Below are 14,560 nucleotides of genomic sequence, written 5' to 3' on the forward strand. Positions count from 1 at the left end.
CCCGTCACCCGCTCGGGGACGGGCCGCGGCCGGTGCGGATGCCGGGGCCGGAGGGTCCGCCGGGCGTCCTGCCGGGTACCGACCACCGGCCGATGTGGACGCCGAGGCCGGGGCCGGGGCCGGAGGCTTGTGGGCCCGCCGTCCTCGGCAGAGGGCGCCGGGCCGCGTCCTCGGCAGGGGGCGCCGGGCCGCCCGGTGTGCGGAACACGTTCAGGCGTTGCCCCGCAGACCTCCCGGTCCCCGGGCCTCCGCCCGGCCCACCACCATCCCCGCCCGGTCGATGCAGATGACGTCGACCGCGACGGGGGCGCCGCGGAGTACGGCGAGGGCCTCGTCGCGGGCCGTGGCGGCGACCAGGTCGCCGAGGGGGACGCCGGCCGCCGCGCAGAGCTGGAGGGCCGCGAGGCCGGTGTTGGCCTCGGCGACGGCGGTGGCCAGGGAGTCCTCGGCGCCGCCGCGGCGGGCCAGTTCGGCGAGGAAGCCCTTGTCCACCTGGGAGCGCGCGGAGTGCAGATCGAGATGCCCGGCCGCCAGCTTGGACAGCTTGGCGAAGCCGCCGCAGAGGGTGAGGCGGTCGACGGGGTGGCGGCGGATGTACTTGAGCACCGCGCCCGCGAAGTCGCCCATGTCCAGGAGCGCGTCCTCGGGGAGGTGGTGGAGGGCGACGACCGTCTTCTCCGACGTCGAACCGGTGCACCCGGCCACATGCCGCCGCCCCGCCGCCCGCGCCACGTCCACCCCGCGCCGGATGGAGTCGATCCAGGCGGAGCAGGAGTACGGGACGACGATCCCGGTGGTGCCCAGGATCGACAGCCCGCCGAGGATGCCGAGCCGCGGATTCCAGGTGCTCCGGGCGATCTCCGCACCGTGATCGACCGAGATCTCGACCTCGACGTCCCCGCTCCCGCCGCAGCGGGCGGCGACCGCGGCCAGATGCTCGCGGATCAGCTGCCGGGGGACGGGGTTGATCGCGGGCTCCCCGACGTCCAGGGGCAGCCCGGGGCGCGTGACCGTCCCCACTCCCGGCCCCGCCTTGAACACCACACCGGAACCGGCCGGCAGCGCCCGCACCCGGGCGCGGATCAGCGCACCATGCGTCACATCGGGATCATCCCCGGCGTCCTTCACCACGCCTGCCATGGCGCTCCGTACGGCGCTCCGTACGGTGCTCCGTCCCCGCGTCGTCCCTGGCGCGCCCAGTGGCCCCGACTCGCTCGGTAGCCCCAGCTCCTCCACCGGCCCCAGCTCCTCCACGGCGAGGGCGAAGGCGGGTGTCTGCCCCCTGGGCAGCGTGATGGTGACCGGATCCGGGAAATCGCCGGTCAGCAGCGCGGTGTACGCGGCCGTACTCGCGGCCGTCGCACAGGCGCCGGTCGTCCAGCCGGGCCGCAGCCCGGTGTGCGCGAGCTGAGCGCTGCGCCCTCCCGTACCCTTCGGTTGCGCCTCAGCCACGGACGCACCCGCAACCGCCACGGACGCACCCGCGACCGGAGCACCGACGGCCGGTACCTCCGTGACCGGCGCACCCGCGACTGCCGAACCCGTTACCGAGGACCCCGCACCCCATGAACGCCGCAGCCCGCCCGGTGTCCCGCCCCGCGCCGCGCCCGGTGCCCCATCTGCTGATCCTCGGCGGCACCACGGAGGCCCGCCGCCTGGCCGCCGACCTGGTCGCGTCGCCCCTCGCACCGCAGGTCACGACCTCCCTCGCCGGCCGGGTCGCCGCGCCGCGGCTGCCCGCCGGGGACGTCCGCATCGGAGGGTTCGGCGGCCCCGAGGGCCTCGCCCGCTGGCTGCGCGAGCACGCGGTGGACGCGCTCATCGATGCCACCCATCCTTTCGCCGGCACGATCAGTCACAACGCGGCCGAAGCCGCCGCTACCGCCCATGTTCCCCTGCTGGCCGTCCGCAGGCCCGGCTGGGTCCCGGGTCCGGGCGACGACTGGCACCAGGTCACGTCCCTGGACGAGGCGGCCGCCGCCCTCCCCGCCCTCGGCACCCGCGTCTTCCTCACCACCGGCCGGATGGGGCTGGCCCACTTCGCGCACCTGAGCGGCCTCTGGTTCCTCGTACGTTCCGTGGACGCACCCGAGCCCCCGCACCCGCCCCTGATGCGGACCCTCCTCGACCGGGGCCCCTTCACTCTCGACGGCGAACGCGAGCTGCTGCGCCGCCACCGTATCGACGTCCTGGTCACCAAGGACAGCGGCGCCGCCGCGACCGCCCCGAAACTGACGGCGGCGCGCGAGGCGGGCATCCCGGTCGTCCTCGTCCGCCGCCCCCCGGCCCCGGAGGGGGTGCCGGTCGCGACGGATCCGGCGGAGGCCGTGAACTGGGTGCGCCGCCTATTCGCCTGAGGTGAGCCGAGCCGAGCCGAGGTGGGCTGTGCCGGGCTGCCGTGAGCTGGACTGAGCTCTGTTGAGGTGAGTCGGCTCGGGCGCCATCACATCAATGCGACGGTTTGAGCATGAGTAACCGGCTGCGGTGGCTCAGCGAGGCCGATTGGCGCTCTGCCGATTGGCCTCGCGAACTCTTTCCTTGAGTTCTTCGAGGCGTCGGGCAGCTTCTGCCGCTCGGGCATCGTCGGATTTCGCGCCGTCGGTCTCGCCTCTCGCGCCACTTACGTCGCGCATGCCGCTCACGTCGGGCTTTTACGCAGTGCCGCCGCGAGCTGACGGGCGATCTCCGGCGCGCAACGGCCCAGGTCCACGAGGGGCCGCGGGTAATTCCCGGCCAGGGATACCGCGTCGAGGGACAGGGATGGCAGCGTGACGCCTACGCTCTTCAATGTCACACGCAGTTCATCACGGGCCTCCTCGGCTTCTCGGACCTTTCCGGCTGCGGTGCCTTCATTCGCCATTTCTCGCCTCTGCTCGGTTCGTATCCTGACTGGGCCGCTAACGCCCTTATGTAGTCCTAGAGTTGCGGATCAGGACCGGTCTCCATGCACAGTTGGTGTTGCCGCTGTGCAGGACAACAAGGGAGTTGAGGATGGTCGAACGAGATTTCGTGATCGAGGATTTTGCGCACGAGTTGCTGGCCCGTGAACTCTGCCGGTTGCGAAGAGTGGCAGGTCTGTCTTTGGCGAAGTTGGCCGAGGGCACGAACTACGACCGTACGTACCTGAACCGATTGGAGACCGGCGACCGCATCTCGAAGTTGCCGGTCATGGAAGCGCTGGACCGGGTGTACGGCACGGAGGGGCTGTTGGCGGGACTGTGGAAGCTCGCGCGCCAGGACGCCTTCAAGGACACGTACCAGCTGTTCATGCAGCATGAGGCCAAGGCCGTCATCATGCACAAGTATGTGATGAACATCCCCGGTTTGCTTCAGACGGAGGCGTACGCCCGGACGGTGATGTCCTCGTCGCCGGCGCCCATCGGCCCGGAGCGGTTGGAGGAGTTGGTCGCCATTCGCCTGGGCAGGCAGGAGATGCTGCGCCGCGACCCGCCGCCCAGCTTCCGGTTCCTTCTCGACGAGTCAGCTCTGCGGCGCCCGACGCCGGACCGCAAGATCTGGCACGACCAGCTGGTCCGCCTCCTGGACGCATCCGAGGAACGGAACATCACCATTCAGGTGCTCCCGTTCACCGCTGGAGATCACGACCTGCTCGGTGGCTCGCTCACGTTGCTCTGGAAAGCGGACGGGAGCACTGTCGCCTACCTTGAAGGCAACAAGTCCGGAGGTCTGGTCGAAGATCCGGAGAAGATCGCCAGACACCGTATGTCCTATGAATACGTTCGGGACTTGGCCCTTTCGCCGCTCGATTCCGCAGCATTCATCCAGCAGTTGGTGGAGGACAGCAAGCCATGAAGATACTTCCCGACCTGGCCGGCTCTGCGTGGCGCAAGAGCAGCTACAGCGACGGCGGAGCCTCGAACTGCATCGAGGTCGCCGACAGTTACCCCGCCACCGTCCCCGTCCGTGACAGCAAGAACCCCGGCGGGGACGTGCTGCTCTTCCCCGTCGAGGCGTGGTCGGCCTTCATCAGTGAGGTGAAGGCCGACCGTCGTCCCTATTCATCCGGCAGCTGATGGAGGGAGCACAGGCCATGACGGTAAGACTGGACCTGGCCGGCGCCGCGTGGCGCAAGAGCAGCTACAGCGACGCTGGGGCCGACAACTGCGTCGAGATCGCCGACGGCCTCCCCTGCGCGGTCCCCGTCCGCGACAGCAAGAACCCCGAAGCAGGCGTGCTGCTCTTCCCCGCCGGGGCGTGGTCGGCCTTCGTCAACGATCTGAAGGCCGACCGCCGCCCCTGACCCTCACGCCTCCGGGTACCGCCGCGGCGTCCAGACGATCTCCGTGCCGTCGTCGCGGCGGACCGCCTGGGTCTGGGAGGAGCCGATCAGCAGGATCGTGCGCATGTCGACCTGGGTGGGGTCGAGGTCGGTCAGGTGGACCGTGCGGACGGATTCCTCGGGGCCGCCGACGTCGCGGGCGAGGACGACCGGGGTGTCCGGGGCGCGGTGTTCCAGGAGGAGTTCGCGGGCCTTGGCCACCTGCCAGGTGCGGCTGCGGGAGCCGGGGTTGTAGAGGGCGAGGACCAGATCGGCGGCGACCGCCGAGCGCAGGCGTTCGGCGATGACCTCCCAGGGCTTGAGGCGGTCGGAGAGGGAGATGACCGCGTAGTCGTGGCCGAGCGGGGCGCCGGCGCGGGCCGCGGCGGCGTTGGCGGCGGTGACGCCCGGCAGGACGCGTACGGGGACGGACCGGTACGGGTCCTGGGAGGCGACCTCCAGGACGGCGGTGGCCATCGCGAAGACGCCCGGGTCGCCGCCGGAGACCACGGCCACCCGGCGGCCGCGCCGGGCCAGGTCGAGGGCGAGTTCGGCGCGTTCGGACTCGACCTTGTTGTCGGAGCCGTGGCGGAGCTGGCCGGGGCGTACCGGCACCCGGTCCAGGTAGGTGGTGTAGCCGACGAGGTCCTCGGCGGCGGCCAGCGCGCCGCGCGACTCCGGGGTGAGCCAGAGGGGCCCGGCCGGACCGGTGCCGACGACCACGACCTCACCGGGACCGGCCTCGGGAGCCGCGGCAGGGGCAGGGGTAGACGCAGTGGCCGGGTCCGGGGTCAGGCCGGCGATCCGGCTGGGGACGACGGCCACGGAGAAGTACGGGACGGAGTCGGCGTCGATGGCGGCGAGCCGGTCGGTGCGTTCACCGGCCATGGTGGCGCGCTCGACATAGCGCGCCTCCGGCATCCGGCCGGAGCGTTCCAGCGCCCGCCGGACGGTGGGGAAGGTGCGGCCGAGCTTCATCACGACGGCGGCGTCGGTGGCCGCGAGACGAGCCGTCAGCTCCTCCTCCGGCAGGGTGCCGGGCAGGATCGTCAGGACCTCGTCCGCCTCCACGAGCGGGGTGCCGAGGCGGGCCGCGGCGGCGCTGACGGAGGTGACGCCGGGGATGACCTCGGTCGGATAGCGGTCGGCCAGCCGCTTGTGCATGTGCTGGTACGAGCCGTAGAAGAGCGGATCGCCCTCGGAGATGACGGCGACCGTGCGGCCCGCGTCGAGATGCGCGGCGAGCCGGGCCGCGGACGCCTCGTAGAACTCGTCCAGCGCGCCCCGGTAGCCGCCGGGGTGGTCGGTCGACTCGGTGGTGACCGGGTAGACCAGCGCTTCCTCGATGTGGTCGGCGCGGAGGTGTCCGGCGGCGATGGAGCGCGCGATCGAGCGGCCGTGCCGGGCGCTGTGGTACGCGATGACATCGGCCTCGGCGATCACCTGCACGGCCCGCAGGGTCATCAGCGACGGGTCGCCGGGGCCGAGCCCCACCCCGTACAGACGGCCTCCGGCCTCGTCCCCGGGCTGCCCCGCGCCCTGCTGCTCGCTCACGGTCTCGCTCATTCTTCCTCGCTCGCTATGGCGTTGATCGCGGCGGCGGCCATCGCGCTGCCGCCCCGCCGCCCGCGCACCACGATGTGGTCCAGCCGCGCCGGATGGGCGATGAGCGCGTCCTTGGACTCGGCCGCGCCGATGAAGCCGACGGGGATACCGATGACCGCTGCGGGGCGCGGCGCGCCCTCCTCGATCATCTCCAGCAGGCGGAAGAGCGCGGTGGGGGCGTTGCCCACGGCGACCACGGCGCCCGCCATCCGGTCCCGCCACAGTTCCATCGCGGCGGCGCTGCGGGTCGTCCCCATCCGGGCGGCCAGGTCCGGTACGGACGGGTCGGTCAGCGTGCACAGCACGTCGTTGCCGGCCGGCAGCCGCTTACGGGTGACGCCGCTGGCGACCATGTTGGCGTCGCACAGGATCGGCGCGCCGGCGCGCAGCGCGGCGCGGGCGTTCGCCACCACCTCGGGGGTGAAGGCCAGGTCGCGTACGAGGTCGACCATGCCGCAGGCGTGGATCATGCGGACCGCGACCTGACTGACGTCGGCGGGCAGCCCGGCGAGGTCCGCCTCGGCGCGGATGGTGGCAAAGGACTGGCGGTAGATCGCCGCCCCGTCCTTCTCGTAGTCGAACACTGTGCCCTCGGGGTGGGGTGGGATGGAAGTGGAGGTGGATGTGGGAGTGGGGGAGGTGGGTGGGTTATGGGGTCGCGTGCGAGGTGGGTGCGGCGGGTGGTTCCGCTGTCCCCGCCGCCGCCGCCGCCGTCGTCGCCGCCGCGACCGTGGCCGCAGTCGCTGTGGTGATGACGGTGGGGACCTGGAGTACGGGTACAGGTACGGGGGCGGCGGTGGCGGGTCCGGCCGTTCCGGGACCCGCGACGGACACCCGGTAGCCCTCGCCCGTCGCCAGGACGTCCACCCAGGTCCCGTGCGGATGGCCGCAGCGGCGCTCGCACCCGGACCAGTGGACGGGCAGGCCGGGACCGGCGGCCGTGGTGCCGATGGCCGCCGCCGCGTCGGCGCGTACGTCGGCGCGGGACTTGGCGCAGCCGGGGCGGCCGGTGCAGGCGCCGATCCGGTGCCAGGGGGAGTCGGGGGTGGTGATGAGCCCGGCGGCGGCCAGCTCGCGCAGCCGGGGCGCGGCCGTCGCGGCGGACAGGCCGGGGACGAGCACGCCGCGCCAGGGGGTCGTCCGCAGTTCGCCCGTACCGTCGGTGGCCGCGACGGCGGTCAGCAGGCGCCACTGGGCGACGGTCAGCCGGCCCAGCGGCGCGAGCAGCGAGAGCGCCCGCCGGCCGCCGGGACCTTCGACGATGCCGGGGACGGGGATGCCGGGGACGGTGCGGTCCGCGCCTGTCGCCGCCGTGGGACCGGGCGGCCGCGCCCCGGCGGCGGACTCCGTCACGTACTCCGCTTCGATGCCCGCCGCCCGCAGCCGGGCCGCCGTGTCGTGGGCGGTCAGCGCGTGGGTGGCGGGGAGTTCGCGGACGCGCCAGGCGCCGGTGCCGCTCGCCTCGGCGGCGGCGAGGAAGGCCGCGGCGGCGGTGAGCGCGGCGCGCGGTACGTCCTGCCCGGCGATCCGCAGCGCCGCCGGGTCGTCGCCGACGTACAGCAGGGCACCGCCGCGGCTGCCTCCGGAGCCCTCGGCTTCCTCGGCTCCCTCGGTACCTCCCGCACCCGCCCCCCACGGGTCTCCCGCCGCACCCGTCTCCGCGACCCCGGATCCCGCGACGCCCGATTCTGCGACCAAGGTCACATCGCCGCCGAGCGCCGCCACATCGCCCCGGCCGTCGTCCAGGACGAAGAGGAACCGGCCGGAGAGGGCCGGTGTCCAGGCGCTCGCGCAGAGCGCGGCGTCCAGCTGCCGGGCCCACAACCGCACGTCAGCGGGGGCGTGCTGGTCGAGTCCGGCGAGCGGGGAGACGAGGATGTTGCGGATGCGTTCGTGGCGTTCGGCGGGGAGCAGACCGGCGGCGCGCAGCGCGCCGGCCAGCTCCTGGCCGCAGTCGTCCGGGAGGCCGCGGAGCTCCGCGTTGCCGCGGGAGGTGAGGGAGAGGTGGCCGTCACCGAGCCGCTCGGCCGCGTCGGCCAGCGCCGTTGCCTGACGTACCGTCAAATCACCGGCGGGCAGGCGTACTCGGGCGAGCCGGCCGTCGGCGGCGGAGTGCAGCCGCAGCGCTCCCGGGCAGGCGTCACCGCGGTCCCGTATGGGCGGTTCGGCCGCTTGGGGCGTATTCGAGGGGGAGGGCGGCATGGCGGCGAGCATACCGACGTCGGGGGGCGGCGGACCCCGGAGGCGGGCCGGGTGCGGGAGCCGGGAGACGGCTCCGTGGGCGGGCTCCCACGCGCTGGACGCAGCCCTTACTATGCAGGTCGGCGGGTCGGCTGACCCGCCGGACGCCAGCGACGGCGCCAGGGAGGAAGCCCGGTGAGAATCCGGCGCGGTCCCGCCACTGTGAACCCGGCCACCACCGGGCGAGCCAGGAACTCCCGCCGTCCGTACACCGCCCGGGGCGCGGACCCCGAGGAAGGCATGACGCCGCATGATTCTGCTGCTGTCGACCTCCGACACCGACCTGCTCAGTGCCCGTGCGGCCGCCGGTCCGGTGCCGTTCCGGCTCGCCAACCCCGCCCGCCTCGACCTCGCCGAGCTGCCCGCGCTGCTGGACGGCACCGACCTGGTCGTCGTCCGCCTGCTCGGCGGCATCCGGGCCTGGCAGGAGGGCCTGGACGTGCTGCTCGCGCAGGACCGGCCGGTCGTCGTCCTGACCGGTGAACAGGCGCCCGACGCCCAGCTCATGGAGGCGTCCACGGTCCCGGTCGGCATCGCGGCCGAGGCGCACGCCTACCTCGCGCACGGCGGCCCGGCCAACCTCGGCCAGCTGGCGAGCTTCCTGTCCGACACCGTGCTGCTGACCGGCCACGGCTTCGAACCGCCGGCGCCCGCCCCGACCTGGGGAGAGCTGGCCCGGCCCACCGCTACGGAAGACGCCGACGGGACCGGCCCCCGCCCCCGCATCGCCGTGCTCTACTACCGCGCCCACCACATGAGCGGCAACACCGGCTTCGTGGACGCGCTCTGCACCCAGATCGAGCGGGCCGGCGGCCGTCCGCTGCCGCTCTTCGTCGCCTCGCTGCGGGCCCCCGAGCCGGAGCTGATCGACGCGCTGCGGCCGGTCGACGCCATCGTCACCACCGTCCTGGCGGCCGGCGGCACCAGGCCCGCCGAGGCGTCGGCCGGCGGGGACGACGAGTCCTGGGACGCGGGCGCGCTCGCCGCCCTGGACGTACCGATCCTCCAGGCGCTCTGCCTGACCGGTTCGCGCGCCTCCTGGGCGGAGAACGACGAGGGGCTCTCCCCGCTGGACGCCGCCTCCCAGATCGCGGTGCCCGAGTTCGACGGGCGGCTGATCACCGTCCCGTTCTCCTTCAAGGAGGTCGACGAGGACGGGCTGCCGGTGTACGTCGCCGACCCCGAGCGGGCCGCCCGGGTCGCCGGGATCGCCGTCCGCCACGCCCGGCTGCGCCACATCCCGGCCGCCGACAAGCGCCTGGCGCTCGTCCTGTCCGCGTACCCCACCAAGCACTCCCGGATCGGCAACGCGGTCGGTCTGGACACCCCGGCCAGCGCCGTCGCGCTGCTGCGCCGCCTCCGGGCGGACGGCTACGACTTCGGCGCCGAAGAGGTGCCCGGCCTCGCCTCCGGCGACGGCGACGAGCTGATCTACGCCCTCATCGAGGCGGGCGGCCACGACCAGGAGTGGCTCACCGAGGAGCAGCTGGCCCGCAACCCGGTCCGGATCCCGGCCGCCGACTACAAGCGCTGGTACGCCACGCTGCCGCAGGAGCTGCGCGAGGCGGTGGAGGAGCACTGGGGGCCGCCGCCCGGCCGGATGTTCCTCGACACGAGCGGCGCCGGGGAGCCCGGCCGCGATCCCGAGGGCGATATCGTCCTGGCCGCGCTGCGCCGCGGCAATCTCCTGATCCTCATCCAGCCGCCGCGCGGCTTCGGCGAGAACCCGATCGCGATCTACCACGACCCCGATCTGCCGCCCTCGCACCACTACCTGGCGGCCTACCGGTGGATCGCGGCCGGCCAGGAGGACGGCGGGTTCGGCGCCGACGCGATGGTGCACCTGGGCAAGCACGGCAACCTGGAGTGGCTGCCCGGCAAGAACGCCGGCCTCTCCGCCGCCTGCGGTCCGGACGCCGCGCTCGGCGACCTCCCCCTCATCTACCCCTTCCTGGTCAACGACCCGGGCGAGGGCACCCAGGCCAAGCGCCGGGTGCACGCGACCCTGGTCGACCACCTCGTCCCGCCGATGGCCCGCGCCGAGTCCTACGGCGACATCGCGCGCCTCGAACAGCTCCTGGACGAGTACGCGGCGATCTCCGCGATGGACCCGGCCAAGCTGCCCGCCATCCGCGCCCAGATCTGGACGCTGATCCAGGCCGCCAAGCTCGACCACGACCTGGGCCTCGAAGCCCGCCCGGAGGACGACGGCTTCGACGACTTCCTGCTGCACGTCGACGGCTGGCTCTGCGAGGTCAAGGACGCCCAGATCCGCGACGGGCTGCACGTCCTGGGCGGCGCGCCGACCGGTGCGGCGCGGGTCAACCTCGTCCTCGCGATACTGCGCGCCCGGCAGATCTGGGGCGGCACCTCCGCGCTGCCCGGTCTGCGCGAGGCGCTCGGCCTGGACGAGTCCGCGGCCACCCGTACCGCCGCCGACGACACCGAGGAGCGTGCCCGCGCCCTCGTCCAGGCGATGGAGGACGCCGCCTGGGACGAGTCCGCCGTCGCGCCGCTGGCCGCCGCGCTCCCCGCCGAGCAGCGGGAGCCGGTGGCCGCGATCCTCACCTTCGCGGCCCGCGAGGTGGTGCCCCGGCTCGCCGCCACCACCGACGAGATCGACCACGCCGTGCACGCCCTCAACGGCGGCTTCGTCCCGGCGGGTCCCTCCGGCTCGCCGCTGCGCGGTCTGGTCAACGTCCTGCCGACCGGCCGTAACTTCTACTCCGTCGACCCGAAGGCGGTCCCCTCCCGGCTGGCCTGGGAGACCGGTCAGGCGCTGGCCGACTCCCTCCTGGAGCGCTACCGCACCGACAACGGCGACTGGCCCACCTCCGTCGGCCTCTCCCTGTGGGGCACCAGCGCCATGCGGACCTCCGGCGACGATGTGGCGGAGGCGCTGGCGCTGCTCGGCGTCCGCCCGGTCTGGGACGACGCCTCGCGCCGCGTCACGGGCCTGGAGCCGATCCCGCTCGCGGAGCTGGGCCGCCCCCGTATCGACGTCACCCTGCGTATCAGCGGCTTCTTCCGCGATGCGTTCCCGCACGTCATCGGCCTCCTGGACGACGCCGTACAGCTGGCCGCCGGGCTGGACGAGCCGGCCGGGGACAACTTCATCCGCGCCCACGCCCAGGCCGACCTCGCCGCGCACGGCGACGAACGCCGCGCCACCACCCGCATCTTCGGCTCCCGCCCCGGCACCTACGGCGCGGGCCTCCTCCAGCTCATCGACAGCCGCGACTGGCGCACCGACGCGGACCTCGCCGAGGTCTACACCGTCTGGGGCGGCTACGCGTACGGCCGCGGTCTCGAAGGCCGCCCGGCCCGGGACGAGATGGAGACGGCCTACAAGCGGATCGCCGTCGCCGCCAAGAACACCGACACCCGCGAGCACGACATCGCGGACTCCGACGACTACTTCCAGTACCACGGCGGTATGGTCGCCACCGTCCGCGCGCTGAAGGGCACCGCCCCCGAGGCGTACATCGGCGACTCCACCCGCCCCGAGACGGTCCGCACCCGCACCCTCGTCGAGGAGACCTCCCGGGTCTTCCGCGCCCGCGTGGTCAACCCCCGCTGGATCGAGGCGATGCGCCGCCACGGCTACAAGGGCGCCTTCGAACTCGCCGCCACCGTCGACTACCTCTTCGGCTACGACGCGACCACCGGCGTCGTCGCCGACTGGATGTACGACAAGCTCGCCCAGACCTACGTGCTCGACCCCGAGAACCGCGCCTTCCTCCAGGAGGCCAACCCCTGGGCCCTGCACGGCATCGCCGAACGCCTCCTGGAGGCCGAATCCCGCGGTATGTGGGAGAAGCCGGACGCGGCGACGCTGGCCGCGCTGCGTACGGCGTTCCTGGAGACGGAGGGCGAGCTGGAGGGCGAGGACGGGGACGGGCAGGACTGAGGGGCGGGGCCGCTCCGGCCGGGCCCGGCAGGTCCGGCGGGCCGGGGCCGTCCCGAGGGCGCCGGGGTGGCGGATATGGGGCGAGGCCCCTCGCCGGCCCCGGCTCACCCCGTGACCGCGCGGTCACGGTCAGGCTTCCGGATGTGGCCCGCCTGCCTTGGTGCGACGATTTCAGGGGGGCACCGTACGCGCTGCGCGAGGAGGCTTCCGGTGACCGGCACCAAGAGTTGGCAGGCCCAGATCGACATCACCGAGACCGACAGCGAGGTCTCCGCCGAGGCCCGGCTGAGCGGCGCCAACGGCGCACCGCTCGTCGGCAACGGGACCGCCCTGTGCAATCCGGCGGACGAGAACGTCCCCGCCATCGGGGACGAGCTGGCGGTGGCACGGGCGCTGTCCCACCTCAGCCATCAGCTGCTGAACGCCGCCGCGGACGACATCGAGGCGCACACCCACAAACCCGTCGAGCGGCTGCGCCCCTGACGCCGCCGCCCCGTTCCGGGGGCGGCGGGCGCCTCAGCTCCCGAGCAGCTCGGAGAAGTCCGACCCCACCGTCACCGTCACCACGCCCGGTGCCGCGTCGGCCGATTCCGTGGCCTTGGTGCCGGGGAGGCGGGCGGCGAGGATCTCCGCCTGGGTCTTGAGGCCGGCGGGGTAGGTGATGAGGGTCTTCTCGGTGCGGCTGCCATTGTCGGTGTAGACGACGGTGAAGCCGAGTTTGCGCAGCTCGCCGGCGGCGATGGCGGCGCGGCCCTTGCCGTCGGTGCCGTTGAGCACGTGCAGGCGTACGGAGCGGGCGGTGACCGGGGACTTGGCGGCCTCTTCGAACTTCTTCTTGCCGGCCTCGCCGACCTCGCGGTCGTGGGCGAGATCGCTGAACAGGTCGCCGGCCTGCGGGTACTGCCAGACCACGTTGGCCTTGTCGGTGGGGATGTCGGCTTCGCGCGGGTAGTTGGGGACGGTCAGGAACGTGAGACGGTCCTGGGGGATGTCCTTGACGGTCGCGGCGAGGTCGTAGAGCGGTTTGAGGCCGGCCAGTTCCTTGTCGGTGGTGATGGACTTGGTGGCCGAGTCCAGGAAGCCGTAGAGGTCACCGGGGCTGGTGAGCTTGGACTGCGCCTTGGCGGCGAGGGCCTTCATGAACTCCTGCTGGCGGCCGATCCGTCCGAGGTCGGAGCCGTCGCCGACGCTGTAGCGGGTGCGGACGTAGCCGAGGGCCTTCTCGTCCTTGACGGTCTGGCAGCCCGCTTCCAGGTCGAGGTGCGCCTTGACGTCGTGGATGGCCTGCTTGGGACAGACCTCTATCCCGTCCAGGGCGTTGACCATGCCCTTGAAGCCCTGGAAGTCGACCGAGGTGAAGTGGTCGATGCGCAGTCCGGTGCTCTTCTCGACGGTCTTGATGGTGCAGGCCGCGGCGTTGGCGACTTCGCCGCTGAGGCCGCCGATGGAGAACGCCTCGTTGATCTTGAAGTGGTGCGGTTTGGACTTGGTGCCGTCGCCGCGGTCGCAGGCGGGGATCTGCACCCAGGAGTCACGCGGGAAGGACACCGCGGTCGCCCACTTACGGTCGGCCGAGATGTGCAGCACCATCAGGGTGTCCGACTGCATGGTCTCCAGGCCCTTGCCGTACTTGTCGCCCATGCCCGCGCGGCTGTCGGAGCCGACGACCAGGATGTTCTTGGAGCCGGGGCTGAGATTGGCGGGCCGGTCGCCGCCGAGGCGGCTGCCGACGTCCGCGCCCTGGATGTTGCCGTCCAGATGCTGGTAGACCCAGAAGCCGGTGCCGCCCGCGCCCAGCAGGACGACACCGAGGACACCGCCGGTCCAGGCCAGGATGCGGCCGCGGCGGGTCATCCGCACCTTGCCCGCCTTACGGGAGCCGCCGGCCGCACGGGAGTTGCGGTCCGCCTTGCGGGAAGGAGCCGCGGCCTTGCGGCGGGACGGGCCGGAGGTGGGGTTGGCCCGTCGAGTCGTCTGCCTGTCATGCACGCCGGTGGCCCTTCTGGTCCTTCTGGTGGTTCAGGTGCTTCGCGGAAGAGGGAGCGGCATCGTCGGCCGCGGGCGGCAGCGGTGCTGACGGGGAAGACGGTTGTGCCGGCGAAGACGTTCCGGGAGAGGCGGAAAAGTGCGGGCGGCACCGCGGCGCGGAGCGCGGCCGGGTCAGATACCGGTGCTGGGGAGCAGCTGTACGGCTTCCGGGTCGTAGCGGGTCCACTGCGGACGGGCACCGCCGGACGGGGTGCGCAGCCGGCACCACAGGATGTCCGCGTCGTCCGTCCACCAGGCGCTGATCCGGCCCACTTCCCAGGTTCCGTCCGGGTATTGGACCTCCACGGGCTGATAGACCCATCGCACCTCCGCTTCTGGAGGCGGGCAGTCCCAGGTCAGGAGTCCGCACCTCGTCGCCATCTCCCCCTCCGGCCGCGCAGGTTGCGCATGTGGTCCGCGCAACTGTACCGGCAGCTTCTACAACGCTGTAGAAGTTCGTCCATGTGCGACGGGTCACAGTGGTGAAGGGTCACAGA

The 14,560-nt window shown here is 73.0% G+C and carries 13 protein-coding genes and 1 riboswitch; of the genes, 6 read left to right on the forward strand and 7 right to left on the reverse strand.

Annotation, left to right across the window (positions count from 1 at the left end; genetic code table 11):
• Positions 1-210 precede the first annotated feature (210 nt).
• Positions 211-1,452 (reverse strand): cobalt-precorrin-5B (C(1))-methyltransferase, encoded by a 1,242-nt coding sequence (locus tag ACLJWH_RS21395; protein WP_411143345.1) that lies wholly within the window; start codon positions 1,450-1,452, stop codon positions 211-213.
• Between the two features lie 113 nt (positions 1,453-1,565).
• Between ACLJWH_RS21395 and ACLJWH_RS21400 the strand changes: the two genes are divergently transcribed.
• Positions 1,566-2,357, forward strand: coding sequence for a cobalt-precorrin-6A reductase (locus ACLJWH_RS21400; RefSeq protein ID WP_411143346.1), 792 nt, complete (start codon positions 1,566-1,568; stop codon positions 2,355-2,357).
• Between the two features lie 281 nt (positions 2,358-2,638).
• Here the strand turns inward: ACLJWH_RS21400 and ACLJWH_RS21405 are convergent, their stop codons facing one another.
• Entirely contained in the window at positions 2,639-2,794 is a 156-nt protein-coding gene (locus tag ACLJWH_RS21405; protein WP_411143347.1) for a hypothetical protein, read from the reverse strand.
• A 197-nt stretch (positions 2,795-2,991) separates the two neighbouring features.
• Between ACLJWH_RS21405 and ACLJWH_RS21410 the strand changes: the two genes are divergently transcribed.
• From ACLJWH_RS21410 to ACLJWH_RS21420, 3 genes are read left to right on the forward strand one after another with little or no spacing between them, the layout of a single operon-like run.
• Positions 2,992-3,813, forward strand: a complete 822-nt coding sequence (locus ACLJWH_RS21410; RefSeq protein WP_411143348.1) for a helix-turn-helix domain-containing protein — start codon at positions 2,992-2,994, stop codon at positions 3,811-3,813.
• Positions 3,810-4,034, forward strand: a complete 225-nt coding sequence (locus ACLJWH_RS21415; RefSeq protein WP_411143349.1) for a DUF397 domain-containing protein — start codon at positions 3,810-3,812, stop codon at positions 4,032-4,034. The genes ACLJWH_RS21410 and ACLJWH_RS21415 overlap by 4 nt, the downstream gene beginning before the upstream one ends.
• Before the next feature lie 17 nt (positions 4,035-4,051).
• A complete protein-coding gene (locus ACLJWH_RS21420) occupies positions 4,052-4,261 on the forward strand; it encodes a DUF397 domain-containing protein (RefSeq protein WP_411143350.1) in 210 nt (69 codons plus the stop codon).
• Between the two features lie 3 nt (positions 4,262-4,264).
• Here the strand turns inward: ACLJWH_RS21420 and ACLJWH_RS21425 are convergent, their stop codons facing one another.
• The 3 genes from ACLJWH_RS21425 to cobG form a co-directional block, all read right to left on the reverse strand.
• Positions 4,265-5,845: a precorrin-2 C(20)-methyltransferase gene (locus ACLJWH_RS21425; protein ID WP_411143351.1), complete on the reverse strand. Its 1,581-nt coding sequence runs from the start codon at positions 5,843-5,845 to the stop codon at positions 4,265-4,267.
• Positions 5,842-6,468, reverse strand: coding sequence for a precorrin-8X methylmutase (locus tag ACLJWH_RS21430; RefSeq protein WP_052861114.1), 627 nt, complete (start codon positions 6,466-6,468; stop codon positions 5,842-5,844). Before ACLJWH_RS21430 ends, ACLJWH_RS21425 begins: the two co-directional genes overlap by 4 nt.
• A 64-nt stretch (positions 6,469-6,532) precedes the next feature.
• A complete protein-coding gene (cobG, locus tag ACLJWH_RS21435) occupies positions 6,533-8,086 on the reverse strand; it encodes a precorrin-3B synthase (protein WP_411143352.1) in 1,554 nt (517 codons plus the stop codon).
• A gap of 163 nt (positions 8,087-8,249) precedes the next feature.
• A riboswitch (cobalamin riboswitch) is annotated at positions 8,250-8,322 on the forward strand.
• A gap of 53 nt (positions 8,323-8,375) precedes the next feature.
• Here cobG and cobN point away from each other — a divergent pair.
• Both cobN and ACLJWH_RS21445 read left to right on the forward strand, forming a co-directional pair.
• Positions 8,376-12,035, forward strand: coding sequence for a cobaltochelatase subunit CobN (cobN, locus tag ACLJWH_RS21440; protein ID WP_411143354.1), 3,660 nt, complete (start codon positions 8,376-8,378; stop codon positions 12,033-12,035).
• Between the two features lie 210 nt (positions 12,036-12,245).
• Positions 12,246-12,518, forward strand: coding sequence for a DUF1876 domain-containing protein (locus tag ACLJWH_RS21445; RefSeq protein WP_411143356.1), 273 nt, complete (start codon positions 12,246-12,248; stop codon positions 12,516-12,518).
• Positions 12,519-12,551: 33 nt separating this feature from the next.
• Here the strand turns inward: ACLJWH_RS21445 and ACLJWH_RS21450 are convergent, their stop codons facing one another.
• Both ACLJWH_RS21450 and ACLJWH_RS21455 read right to left on the reverse strand, forming a co-directional pair.
• Positions 12,552-13,889: an LCP family protein gene (locus ACLJWH_RS21450; RefSeq protein WP_411143520.1), complete on the reverse strand. Its 1,338-nt coding sequence runs from the start codon at positions 13,887-13,889 to the stop codon at positions 12,552-12,554.
• Between the two features lie 306 nt (positions 13,890-14,195).
• Positions 14,196-14,444 (reverse strand): hypothetical protein, encoded by a 249-nt coding sequence (locus ACLJWH_RS21455; RefSeq protein ID WP_411143357.1) that lies wholly within the window; start codon positions 14,442-14,444, stop codon positions 14,196-14,198.
• Positions 14,445-14,560: the final 116 nt, after the last annotated feature.

This window comes from Streptomyces sp. x-80 (assembly GCF_046549095.1).
GTDB classification, from domain to species: domain Bacteria; phylum Actinomycetota; class Actinomycetes; order Streptomycetales; family Streptomycetaceae; genus Streptomyces; species Streptomyces celluloflavus.